At 41.0% G+C, this 11703-nt stretch carries 13 protein-coding genes; 1 reads left to right on the top strand and 12 read right to left on the bottom strand.

Annotated elements, in window-relative coordinates; all coding sequences use genetic code 11:
* Nucleotides 1-223 precede the first annotated feature (223 nt).
* The 11 genes from AACV32_RS07790 to AACV32_RS07840 all read right to left on the bottom strand — a co-directional run bounded on the left by AACV32_RS07790 (nucleotide 224) and on the right by AACV32_RS07840 (nucleotide 10367).
* A complete protein-coding gene (locus AACV32_RS07790; RefSeq protein WP_170895750.1) occupies nucleotides 224-862 on the bottom strand; it encodes a DJ-1/PfpI family protein in 639 nt (212 codons plus the stop codon).
* A gap of 161 nt (nucleotides 863-1023) precedes the next feature.
* Nucleotides 1024-1791 (bottom strand): hypothetical protein, encoded by a 768-nt coding sequence (locus AACV32_RS07795; protein ID WP_017049154.1) that lies wholly within the window; start codon nucleotides 1789-1791, stop codon nucleotides 1024-1026.
* A gap of 164 nt (nucleotides 1792-1955) precedes the next feature.
* Nucleotides 1956-2708, bottom strand: a complete 753-nt coding sequence (locus AACV32_RS07800) for an SDR family oxidoreductase (RefSeq protein WP_101411653.1) — start codon at nucleotides 2706-2708, stop codon at nucleotides 1956-1958.
* 695 nt (nucleotides 2709-3403) lie between these two features.
* Complete coding sequence (locus tag AACV32_RS07805; RefSeq protein ID WP_170895751.1) at nucleotides 3404-3817, bottom strand: RDD family protein; 414 nt, start codon at nucleotides 3815-3817, stop codon at nucleotides 3404-3406.
* Nucleotides 3818-4498: 681 nt separating this feature from the next.
* The gene (locus AACV32_RS07810) at nucleotides 4499-4945 is read right to left on the bottom strand and encodes a hypothetical protein (protein ID WP_170895752.1); all 447 of its coding nucleotides are present in this window, start codon (nucleotides 4943-4945) and stop codon (nucleotides 4499-4501) included.
* A gap of 172 nt (nucleotides 4946-5117) precedes the next feature.
* Complete coding sequence (locus AACV32_RS07815; protein ID WP_170895753.1) at nucleotides 5118-6053, bottom strand: DUF6602 domain-containing protein; 936 nt, start codon at nucleotides 6051-6053, stop codon at nucleotides 5118-5120.
* Nucleotides 6054-6241: 188 nt separating this feature from the next.
* On the bottom strand, nucleotides 6242-6661 hold the full coding sequence (locus tag AACV32_RS07820) for a GNAT family N-acetyltransferase (protein WP_013867762.1): 420 nt from the start codon (nucleotides 6659-6661) through the stop codon (nucleotides 6242-6244).
* Between the two features lie 147 nt (nucleotides 6662-6808).
* Entirely contained in the window at nucleotides 6809-7300 is a 492-nt protein-coding gene (locus tag AACV32_RS07825) for an AAA family ATPase (protein ID WP_170895754.1), read from the bottom strand.
* A 172-nt stretch (nucleotides 7301-7472) separates the two neighbouring features.
* Nucleotides 7473-7763, bottom strand: coding sequence for a YkgJ family cysteine cluster protein (locus AACV32_RS07830; protein WP_026028227.1), 291 nt, complete (start codon nucleotides 7761-7763; stop codon nucleotides 7473-7475).
* 225 nt (nucleotides 7764-7988) lie between these two features.
* A complete protein-coding gene (locus tag AACV32_RS07835; protein WP_029190005.1) occupies nucleotides 7989-8780 on the bottom strand; it encodes a PhzF family phenazine biosynthesis protein in 792 nt (263 codons plus the stop codon).
* Between the two features lie 1170 nt (nucleotides 8781-9950).
* Nucleotides 9951-10367, bottom strand: a complete 417-nt coding sequence (locus AACV32_RS07840; protein ID WP_017048945.1) for a VOC family protein — start codon at nucleotides 10365-10367, stop codon at nucleotides 9951-9953.
* A gap of 255 nt (nucleotides 10368-10622) precedes the next feature.
* Here AACV32_RS07840 and AACV32_RS07845 point away from each other — a divergent pair, with 255 nt between their 5' ends.
* Nucleotides 10623-10955: a PBPRA1643 family SWIM/SEC-C metal-binding motif protein gene (locus AACV32_RS07845; protein WP_170895755.1), complete on the top strand. Its 333-nt coding sequence runs from the start codon at nucleotides 10623-10625 to the stop codon at nucleotides 10953-10955.
* Nucleotides 10956-11077: 122 nt separating this feature from the next.
* On the opposite strand, the gene AACV32_RS07850 is transcribed toward AACV32_RS07845, so the two are convergent.
* Nucleotides 11078-11587: an IS3 family transposase gene (locus tag AACV32_RS07850; protein WP_170895756.1), complete on the bottom strand. Its 510-nt coding sequence runs from the start codon at nucleotides 11585-11587 to the stop codon at nucleotides 11078-11080.
* Nucleotides 11588-11703: the final 116 nt, after the last annotated feature.

Here is an 11703-nt window from a genome sequence, read left to right on the forward strand (position 1 = left end):
AAGACGAACTGCTTCTTTGCGGAACTCTTCGGTGTACGCTGGATTACGATGTTTAGCCATAAATCACCTCTCAATTAGACCCTAGATCTAACTTAGCAAAGTGTCTACTGAACGTGGGGTACTCGGCCACATAACGCCGCGTTAAGGGGTGAGTAACGCAATGCCGAAGTTTCTGTATTGCACCTTAAACACCAAAACCAACGCAAATTAAAAATGCCAAGCGTTACGAATCACTCTTAAACGCTTTGTTATGCGAATTTTTCAACTCTGCTGACTGAATAGTTGTGGTAATGAGCTCTTCAAAAAGCTCTAACTGCCCGGCTGGAATTAATTGATTCTGAATAGTTTTTCGTTTACTTGAGTTAAACAGCCGCTCTGCCACCCAACCAATGAGATACATCAGTGAAAGACAACCTCCGGCAGTGGCTATGTTACCTTCTACTACTAGAGGCAGATCCTGAACGTCTCCTCCCATCTTTTGTAGAACACTTTTAGCATCTGGATTGGTTGTTAATGGCTTACCTTTTAGTAAACCGAGCTCGTGAAGGATGAATGAACCAGCACATATCGAGCCAATTAGCTGTTTGTTTGGGTCAAGGCTCAACGCTGACATAAATTCAGCATCTTTCATCGCTGCTGGAATACCACGTTTACCACTAGTGATAAGAACGACATCTTGGTTCGTCACCTCTGAAACATGTCCGTCTGTTGTAACTTTCATACCAAGGTGGGAATGATGTTCAGGTTTAGTTCCCAGTATGCTGACCGTCCAACTATCGGTTGTCCTCCCAAGCAAGTCATACATAAGAAAAAAGTCTACATCTGTGAAATCATCAAATATAACAACGCCAACTTTGTACATAAATTTCTATTCCTTTCACTGACCTCATGAATCGCATAACGCCCAATTAAGGTGTGAAGCACGCAACCACGACACTTAATTTGACCACCGTAAACACTAAACTCAACCCAAACCCAAAATGCCAAGCGTGCTGAATCACTCTTAAATTGTTTGTTAAGCTTTTAGCCAAATAGCCAACTGAAAAAACCTTGTTTGAAGCCGGCATTTATCTCGCTGGCAGACTTTTTGCGAATTTCCGAGAAAAACTCAGCTTCTATTTCGTATTTTTCTTGCTCGATTTCAGCCTGAATCAAACTTGCCTTTTCTATGATGGGTAACTTATCACTGAACTTAGTCACTAACACTTTTATATCTTGATCCGAGCCTGGACGTATACTTCCAATTTGATACATCATCTTCACTAATTCATTACCGTCAAAGTCACCATGAGACTGTTTTAACTTTTCTCGATATTTTTTATCGAGCTCATTCAACTTCTTATCTCTTGCGGCGGCTTGAAGAGAAAAATAATCATATGTGCCAGTAGCAATTGAAAGGGCTTCAAGGCTTAAATAAACTTGCGCTCGACACTTTTCAACGGCTTCAGGTAGTTCAGATTGAGTTTTCTGTGTCGACTGTAAGTTATGTAGTAGCCCTTTTAGCACCAACTCATAATTTGGGTTTCTTTCAAGCTGAGGGTTTTCCATTAGATTGATCATTGCATCAAACAGCAAACGAAGAGACGTGCCATTCTGAGGGTAATGAAGGTATAACTGATTTTGTTGTTTGAGGCAGCTGTTTGCCATTGTTCGAGCAGGTTTAAAATAGTCTTCTAACTGCTTTACTTTAATAGAGTCATCGCTTTTATAATCTTCTAATATGCCTACGAAAATAAAAGATCCTAAGGCCAAAGTTAGCAATGTAGCGAACAGTTGTTTCACATACTCCATTTTTTACTCCATTAGAATTTGCAATGTTGATTCAGAAGCTTAACGCCCGCTTAAGGGGCAGACAACGCTACTACCAAGCTTCCGCATAACACCGTAACCATAAAAACCAACGCATAGTAAAAATGCCGCGCGTTGGCTGTCCCTCTTGAAGCGTTTGTTATGCATTACAAACCACCGGCTAAATCCAGAAAGTTACCTGTGGAAAATGATGATTTTTCAGACGCTAACCAATAAATGGCCTCAGCGACTTCATCAGGCAGACCACCCCGTTGCATTGGGATTTTATTTTTGAGTCGTTCTATACGGTCAGGCTCTCCACCGTCAGCGTGCATATCGGTATAAATCAATCCTGGGCGAACACAGTTAACTCTGATACCTTCCGCGGCAACTTCCAACGACAGACCTTTTGTTAACGTGTCAATTGCACCTTTTGACGCTGCATAATCGATGTATTCATTCGGTGAACCTGTTCGAGCGGCTCCCGAAGAAACATTAACTATGACACCACCGAGACCACCATGACGAGTTGACATTCGTTTCACTGCTTCACGACAACACAAGAAATAACCTGTCACATTGTTTATGAGAATTGAGTTAATCCTCTCTGCACTCATTTCGTCTAAGCGCATCTGCTTCTTTAAGATACCAGCATTGTTGACAAGAACAGAAACAACACCAAGCTCTTGGTCAACGGTTTCAAACAGTTTAACTACATCACCTTCTTTGGAAACGTCAGCTTGAACCGCAATACAATGACCACCTAACGCTTTGATTTCTTCAACGAGAGTATTAGCAGCCTCAGCATTAGATTTGTAATTTATGCATACGGAAAAACCGTTTTGAGCAAAAAGCTTTGCCGTCGCCGCACCAATCCCTCGGCTACCGCCAGTAATAACAACTACTTTTTGAACGCTCATTATTCATCCTTTTAACGCTGAATTTGATGTAATGCATAACGCCCGGCTAAGGGGTTGACAACGCACCGCCGAACTCAAAAAACACACTGTAAACGCTGAACTTCAATTTTGCACCAAAGCCGCCAAGCGTTGGCAATCCCTCTTGAGCCGTTTGTTAGCTGCTGCACTTTAGCCGGAGATTTGCTACCCAACGGCCTAATTTAAAACACATTATTGTTTTCAAGCGACAAAGTAAAACGGACAACTGAGAAACTAAAACCTAATCCACGAAACGCACTTGGCAAAGAAGAAATAACAGCAAAACTTGACGAGTTTCTAGAGCTTAAATTTACAAAGAATCCTTTCGAAGTAGCCAACAACCAAGTGCGCGAAAGAGCTTCAAAACCAAAGAAGCCACGCCAAAGAAATAAACAAACACACCACTTCCCGTAAACAGACTTCGGTTAGCTCAAGCACTTCACGAACAGTGCCACTGGCGAGATACGCGGAGAAGTGCTGACTTTCAGATGTAAAGCTAGAGCCTCAGACTAAGAAAAATAAGCGCTTAATTTTATGGTTTTTCTTAACCTCAGCTAACGCCCGGCTAAGGGGTTGACAACGCACCGCCGAACTCAAAAAACACACTGTAAACGCTGAACTTCAATTTTGCACCAAAGTCGCCAAGCGTTGGCAATCCCTCTTGAGCCGTTTGTTAGCTAATTTACTACAACGATTGTTTTTGCCAGCTTGTCACCTAACCTCTGTCTTCTTTTGCCAAGAATAAAGACCGCGTCGATCATACCAATTATTGGTGTCAGAAGGTTACGAAAAAATGACTGAGGGAAACTACAACTTTTTCCTGTAACCGAATCCATAACTGAGATCCCTAGTAGTTTCTTACCGAGACTTTGCCCTTTAGGCAAACCGTCAGAAAGTAGAAAATATAAAGCAGCCGCCGAAAATGCTATTAAGCTTGATGAAGCTTGGGATAAACCAATTAAAGTACCGAGCCAAAGAAAGAAAATGAATATTGTGGCACTTATTGCACCATCAATGATTTGCCCTAGATAACGAAGACCCGGGCTTGCCAGCCTATGTGATTCAATGATCGAATCTCTATCTATTTCCACTTACTTTTCCTCCATGCGAGTTAGATGTCGAATAAATTTGCTAACGCCCGGTTAAGGGGCTGACAACGCAAAACACTGAACTCAAAATAACAACCGTAATCACAAAGGCCGATTTGAACAAAAACCGCCACGCGTTGGCAGTCCCTCTTTAACCGTTTGTTATGCAAATTCAATAAGATAAACTGACTTTACTCGATCAAAAGCCACAATTGCAATGATTGAGTGATTCAAGAACCAACCCAAGCCAGAGCCGTGATAAATGAGCCGCCAAAACAAAGTCCACCTTTCAGCAACAAACCAAGCTTTTGGATCAGATAAACTCAACAAGCAAAGCATTCAGCAAGCTAGAAGCCATCGGTTAACTTGCGCTTTCCACACTTTGCGCCCGCAAAATTCACAACGCGCCAACGCCAAAAACTGATTGAGGCAAACAAAGAAACTTGCCTGTTTTACGGTTTGAGTTAACCACGAATTTGAGGGTGAAAGTGCTAATTTGCCGACAACACAAAACGAATGGCCGGAGAAGTCCCAAAAGATTGAACCCTTAAATTTACCTGAGTTGCATAACGCCCGCTTAAGGGGCAGACAACGCTACTACCAAGCTTCCGCATAACACCGTAACCACAAAAACCAACGCATAGTAAAAATGCCGCGCGTTGGCTGTCCCTCTTGAAGCGTTTGTTATGTTTTTATTCTCTGCCTCAAAAGTTTTTTCATTTCACCAACAAGCCACGGCCCATTAGTTTCAATTTCTGCTTTATCGGAGCTAGACAACTCGTGCAAATATCCGTTTCTCAATTGCCTTGCACTCTTTGTCCCACGCTTACCGTTACCTCCTTGAAAGATCTTGATTACTTTGTCATCGTCAAGGTACATACCAAAGTGGTCAAGAGCACTTTTAAAATCCTTGGTATTTAAACTAGTTTGCTTATAACCTTTGTCCGATTGGTAAAAATGCTGCAGTTTGGTTGCAAACACCTCACATCGCAAATAATACCCTATAAACTGACCTATGATTCCCTGACAACCAAATTCTGGATCGCTATTTTCAGCTTGCGCTAAACCTTGATTACGCCTTGAATTAAGAGCTGCTCTCTGATTTATCGTTTTATCTGCTTTTTTCTTCATATGTATCCAAAGTTAAAAACGCCCATAACGCCGCATTAAGATGTGAGCAACGCTACCACCAAGACTTAACCGTAGCGCCTTAAACACGAAACCCAACGATGGATTGAAAAATGCCAAGCGTTGGGAATCACTCTTAAATGCTTTGTTATGTGCAAATTCAATAATAGACTGGTTAATTATTATAATTAGCCATAATCTGCTCAAGATAAGGTGGTGGTGATAAAGTTAAGTCCGTGATTTTATATTTATTTGGCAAAAAACCTTCCCAGTTATCATCTATCCCTTCAGCTAATAATGAATAGCCAAGGATATTATATTGAAGATGTGATTGTGCATACATTGGAGAACCAATTTTTCTCATGACTTGTTCTAGTAATTTATTTATTATAAATCTAATTGCATACGCATCATTTTTAATAGCCATCGAATTACAATCATCCTTTGGTATAACAATTCCGTTAAGATCCTTTACCACAGCAACTTCAAAAGTGCTAATCGCTTCAGGTAAAAAATAGCTATTTGAGTTTGCGCCTTCTGTAGATATAAACCAGTTTTCAATATGCTTTTTAGTTGTATCTAACTTAAGGCCCCTGTACGAAAATATAAAAGTCTCAGGAGCAACCATCTCCATAAATGAGAATCGTTCAGCATCAGTCAAACTATCTTCATCATCTTTGAAAAAATACGTAGCTAATGAGAATGAAAGAGAAGGACGAACAAACTTAGGCTTTAAATCTTTAACAGATTTAGCATTATTCAAGGCCATTTCTAAATTTTCTTTATCCAACATGGACTTAACTTCAATCGTTGCCAATACTCCCTCTATTAAGTAAACATCAGCAGACCCAAATGTTTGAAGAACAGGAAAATCCCTTCGATAAATAATTATGTCAATTTGTTTAGACCGCCCTTCGTATTGATCAATTATCTGACCACTACCTATTACAATTGAGCTAGGTAAAAAATTTTCTAAAATATCTCTAATAAAGCTTTCTCTCGCATCACCTAATATTGTTGAATGATTTGATACAGATGAGCCTACATTAGCGGATATTTTAATCATATCTGATATCGACTGAACCCAGTCATCTATTGCACTTTTTCCCAAAATCTATGCCCTTAAATAAAAAATAGCTACGAATAACCTCAACACATAACGCCCGCCTAAGGGGCTGGCAACGCAAAACACTGAACCTAAAATAACAACCGTAATCACAAATGCTGATTTGAACAAAAACCGCCACGCGTTGGCAGTCCCTCTTGAACCGTTTGTTATAAGCAAAATAACACCTTGATTTAAATTAGCTTTAATTGTTCGGCACTTGATAAAACCCATGCGCTTTCATGATGCTCAAAACCGATTTTTGGATAGTAAGCTTGCGCTTGAGGCGCTGATAATAAAATAACTTTACAGTTTGGATTCAATTCTTCTTTGGTTACCAATATTAGATATTTACCAATACCACTCGATTGAACGCTTTCATCAACGGCTAGATCCGATAGGTAACAGCAATAATGAAAATCCGTAACAGAACGCGCCACGCCAACAAGCTGATCGTTTATCCATGCAGTAACAATTAGATTTGAGTTTTCAAGCATACCTTTGATGATTGCTTCATTTTCTAGTGGTCTACGTTCACCAAGTGATGTTTTCTTTAGCAAATTCACGAACTGTTTCGACGTAATTGGATAGTTTACCTTGTACTCAATTTCCATTTTTCATCCTCTGAGGCTGGATTTGCTTATAACGCCCGGCTAAGGGGTTGACAACGCACCGCCGAACTAAAAAAACATACTGTAAACACTGAACTTCAATTTTGCACTAAAGTCGCCAAGCGTTGGCAATCCCTCTTGAGCCGTTTGTTATAAGCGTGGTTGAGTATCCCTATGAACCCAAACAACATTTTCATTCGACGCTGGTGTTTCAAACCAAGACCAGAACAATTTCAACATTTCAGGTGTAATTTCATACGATTTTCCATCCAAATCTGAATTACGTGAAAGTGCCCTTTGTTGGCATGTTTCGAAGGGAACATCAAGATAATGAACTTCACTCTCAACACCCACCTCTGATGCCCAACCAGTAAAAGTTTCTCGGTCAGCTTTGCGCCAAAAACCAAAATCGAAAATAACTGGGACACCAAGAGCAAAAAGCTGGCGAGCAGAGTCTTTGAATAAGTCTTGAAGCGTAGTCAAACGGCTATCGAAGACTTCACGCTCCATATGTTCACCATATAAAGGAATCATCCATTCATCGATGGAGAAACGAAAGGCTCCATGTTTATTTGCAAGCTTCTTAGAGTAGGTAGTTTTACCCGAACCAATAAAGCCACATACGAAATAGATTTTGGTCATAATTCCTCTTTAGCTTATAACGCCCGGTTAAGGGGCTGCCAACGCTACTACCAACTTTCCGCATAACACCGTAATCACCAAAACCAACGCATAATAAAACCGCCACGCGTTGGCAGTCCCTCTTTAACCGTTTGTTATGGCTAACAACTCTCTGATTTATCGAACATAATTTTCAAGGTAAATCTGACCTTTCATCTCGACATTCATAAGAGCCCATTTCAAACTCTCGACAAATCCAAGGTCGATTCTCATAAATCGTGCACATGAATGTTTCTCGGTCTAAAGCTGAGCACCAACCATCCGCCAAACGTAGCATGGTTTCCCCACCCCATTGGTCGAAAGCAATGTGTTGCTCTGGCACACCTGTATCTGTAATGATCATGACCTCTAAACGACAGCAACAAGCCTGACAGTTTGAGCAAGAAATTTCCGTACTAGATACATTTTTAATTGGAATTGTCATCGTGTTCTTCAAATCAGTGTAATCGCAGCATAGTACTCCAATTTGAACCAATTTATCGACATTCGTGACCAACTCAATTTGGTAGCCATAACGCCCAATTAAGGGGTGAGCAACGCTACCACCCAACCTAAAGCATTGTACCGTAACCACTAAAATTGAAGTAGATACAAAAATGCCAAGCGTTGGGAATCCCTCTTAAATTGTTTGTTATAACGCAGATTTCCACTAAACGTAAACCTGCCCTTTAAGATACAAAACACCTTTTCCAGAGATGACTATTGATTTACCTGACACGCTGCACTTTAAGACACCACCTCTTCTTGAAGCTTGGTACGCAACTAAATCTGATTTACCCAACTTATCAGCCCAGTAAGGAGCTAGCCCAGAATGAATAGAGCCTGTCACAGGATCTTCGTCACCACCGTTCGCAGGCCAAAAGTAACGAGATATGAAGTCATAGTCTTTAGATTTAGAAGTAACGACCACATCCAATGGCGCGAGCTGTTTCAGTTGTTCAGAAACGTAAGTCACTTCAAGAACATCATGCTCATTCTCATAGACGGCAAAATATGCTTGTCTATTTTTTAGCACCTCTACCGGCTGTTTCGATAAGCCGACCAATAGCTGTGCGGGAACAAGTGATACAGCTTCTGGTTTTTGGTTAGGAAAGGTCATTTCGATTTCGTTGTTCGCATTAAGAATGACCGTTAAGTTACCAACTTCACGAGTTATGAACTCGATTTGGTGTGTTACACCAAGCTCGTTAAACAATACGAAAGCAGATGCCAACGTAGCATGCCCACAAAAGTCAATTTCAGTCATTGGTGAAAACCAACGAATCTCGTATTGATTAGAGCCTACCGCTTTGACATAAGCTGTTTCTGATAGGTTATTTTCAGCTGCGATATTTTGCATTAGGTCATCTGAAGGCCATTTCTCAACAGGGATGACCGCAGCTGAGTTCCCTTTAAATTGTTGATCTGTAAATGCATCAACTATAAATATATCCATTTTCAACGTAGAAACTCCATTTGCGTTATAACGCTGCGTTAAGGGGTGAGTGCCGCATAAACCAAGCTTCCGCAGACCACTTTCACCACCAAAACCAAGCGCATACCAAAAATGCCACGCGGCATGAATCCCTCTTAAACGCCTTGTTATGTTTAGGACACAAAGGGTTAAGTTTTACGAAACCAAGATCTTAACTCGACTTAACTTTGCAAACCAAAACTAGAAGCTAAAAAACTGAATTAACTCATAAATTTGATTGCACTGATATTGAGTTTTATCTTGAGAAACCGAAAACTGGTGCTCAAACTTTGAAACTAAGATCGCTTCATTCGACTCAAAAACGCACTGAACTTTAATGAGGCAACTCTCTGAACTTTTAGCGCCCACGAATTGGAGTCCAGAAAACAGCGAACACTGAAGTTAACTTGCCGACAAAACCAAAATTAGAAAGCCGATAAAGCAAAGAAAAGATGCAATCAACTGATTTTACGTGATTAAACATAACGCCCGGCTAAGGGGTTGGCAACGCACCGCCGAACTCAAAAAACACACCGTAAACACTGAACTTCAATTTTGCACTAAAGTCGCCAAGCGTTGGCAATCCCTCTTGAGCCGTTTGTTAGCTGCTGCACTTTAGCCGGAGATTTTCTACCCAACGGCCTAATTTAAAACACATTATTGCTTTCAAGCGACAAAGTAAAACGGACAACTGAGAAACTAAAACCTAACCCACGAAACGTACTTGGCAAAGAAGAAATAATAGGAAAACTGACGAGCTTCTAAGACTTCAATTTACAAAGAATTCTTTCGAAGAAGCCAACAATCAAGTGCGCGAAATCCATTTAAGCGCGAAAGAGCTTCAAAACCAAAGAAGCCACACCAAAGAAATAAACAAACACACCACTTCCCGTAAACAGACTTCGGTTAGTTCAACCGCTTCACGAACAGTGCCACTGGCGAGATACGCGGAAAAGTGCTGACGTTCAGGTGTAAAGCTAGAGCCTCAAACTAAGAAAAATAAACGCTTAATTTTATGGTTTTTCTTAACCTCAGCTAACGCCCGCTTAAGGGGCAGACAACGCTACTACCAACTTACCGCATAACACCGTAATCACCGAAACCAACGCATAGTAAAAATGCCACGCGTTGGCTGTCCCTCTTGAAGCGTTTGTTATGCTACCTTTTTGCCATTGGATGGCTTGGATTCAATTGAAGAAGATCCCACAAGTTTCCATACAAGTCTTCAAACACTGCTACCGTTCCATAGTCTTCTTCTGTTGGCTCGCGGACGAAGTTAATACCAATCGATTTCATATGCTTAAAGTCACGCCAGAAATCATCAGTATTTAGGAACAGGAATACTCGACCGCCTGCTTGATTCCCAATGAAATCATGCTGCTCTGGCTTCGAGGCTCTGGCAAGTAACAACGTAACACCATGAGAATTTGGTGGAGCCACAACCACCCAACGTTTGTCTTGTTCAGGTTGATGAGTATCTTCAATAAGTTCAAATTTGAGTTTGTTTACATAAAAATCAATGGCTTCATCATAATCTTTTACAACTAAAGCAATATGGACAATGTTCTGTTTCATAGTATTCCTTATTGAAGATTTCGACTGGTAGCATAACGCCCGGCTAAGGGGTTGACAACGCACTGCGAACTCAAAAAAATACACTGTAAACCCTGAATTTCAATTTTGCACTAAAGTCGCCACGCGTTGGCAATCCCTCTTGAGCCGTTTGTTATACCGTGATCCGATGCATATGTAGGAACTTCTTTATCAATTGCCATAGTGCCGTATAATCGCGGCCAAATTACACCACAACAATCCATCAGTGAGTTGCAAATGTCCAAACTATTTTTCAAAGGTCGAATCGATGCTAGACAAAACCACGTCATTTCAGGCTACAACGTAAAGCGTGATGTAAAAGCAGGCACTGACGAGGCTCCAATCAATGTTGTCGTCCCAACCGAGGCTCGTAAAGCAGAAATAGAAATATTACTTTCTGAGCACTCGATAGTGGCTGATATTGTTATTGACTCAAAGCAACCAGAGAACACAGTTGAGCTTAATACGCTATTAAACAAACCTAAAACTATTACCTATGACAAAACACCAAACCGTAATGAACCGTGCACTTGCGGAAGCGGAAAAAAGTACAAAAAGTGCTGTGCTTAAACCCTCGATAATTACGTCCAAAGCCGTCTTCTGACGGTTTTTTTATAAACTAGAACCTATACGATGCTCTGCGCGTAAGTTAAAACGGTTGGTGTACCCCACAAAAAGTAGACAGTACATAACTACATACTTTCGTACTCAACTGGGCTGACATGCCCCAACGCTGAGTGTCTTCTTTTGCGATTGTAAAATACCTCGATGTATTCGAAGATACCCATTCGGGCTTCTTCGATAGTTTGGTAGTCTTCTGCGTATATCAGTTCGACTTTGAGTCGACTGTAGAACGACTCCATCACCGCATTATCCCAACAGTTACCCTGTCGACTCATGCTCGGTATACCTCCATGCTTACGCATGAAGTCTTGATATTTATATGCCCTGTATTGTACACCACGGTCCGAATGAATAATGACGCCCTTAGGCGGCTTACGTGATTCAAACGCCATTTTTAGGGCATTGGTGATGAGCTCAACCGTCATCGTTATCCCTAGTGACCAACCCACGATACGCCTTGAATGCAAGTCCATCACTGTTGCTAAGAAGAGCCAGCGGCTCTTCACCCAGATATACGTGATGTCCGTGACCCACTTCTGATTCGGTGTCTCAGACTCAAAGTCTCTATGTAGTGGCATAGTGAATTTGGTCACTTAGTTAGAGGTGATATCATCACCTCATAAGTTAACAGGTGACACTATGACAAAACGTACAAGACGACTATTTAGCGCAGAATTTAAGTTAGAAGCAGCAC

Source organism: Vibrio sp. B7, from assembly GCF_963888765.1.
GTDB classification, from domain to species: domain Bacteria; phylum Pseudomonadota; class Gammaproteobacteria; order Enterobacterales; family Vibrionaceae; genus Vibrio; species Vibrio anguillarum.

Excerpts from the sequence above, each read along its gene's own strand:
- AACV32_RS07790 (WP_170895750.1), bottom strand. The coding sequence starts at position 862 with ATGTACAAAGTTGGCGTTGTTATATTTGATGATTTCACAGATGTAGAC.
- AACV32_RS07795 (WP_017049154.1), bottom strand. The coding sequence starts at position 1,791 with ATGGAGTATGTGAAACAACTGTTCGCTACATTGCTAACTTTGGCCTTA.
- AACV32_RS07800 (WP_101411653.1), bottom strand. The coding sequence starts at position 2,708 with ATGAGCGTTCAAAAAGTAGTTGTTATTACTGGCGGTAGCCGAGGGATT.
- AACV32_RS07810 (WP_170895752.1), bottom strand. The coding sequence starts at position 4,945 with ATGAAGAAAAAAGCAGATAAAACGATAAATCAGAGAGCAGCTCTTAAT.
- AACV32_RS07820 (WP_013867762.1), bottom strand. The coding sequence starts at position 6,661 with ATGGAAATTGAGTACAAGGTAAACTATCCAATTACGTCGAAACAGTTC.
- AACV32_RS07825 (WP_170895754.1), bottom strand. The coding sequence starts at position 7,300 with ATGACCAAAATCTATTTCGTATGTGGCTTTATTGGTTCGGGTAAAACT.
- AACV32_RS07830 (WP_026028227.1), bottom strand. The coding sequence starts at position 7,763 with ATGACAATTCCAATTAAAAATGTATCTAGTACGGAAATTTCTTGCTCA.
- AACV32_RS07840 (WP_017048945.1), bottom strand. The coding sequence starts at position 10,367 with ATGAAACAGAACATTGTCCATATTGCTTTAGTTGTAAAAGATTATGAT.
- AACV32_RS07845 (WP_170895755.1), top strand. The coding sequence starts at position 10,623 with ATGTCCAAACTATTTTTCAAAGGTCGAATCGATGCTAGACAAAACCAC.
- AACV32_RS07850 (WP_170895756.1), bottom strand. The coding sequence starts at position 11,587 with ATGCCACTACATAGAGACTTTGAGTCTGAGACACCGAATCAGAAGTGG.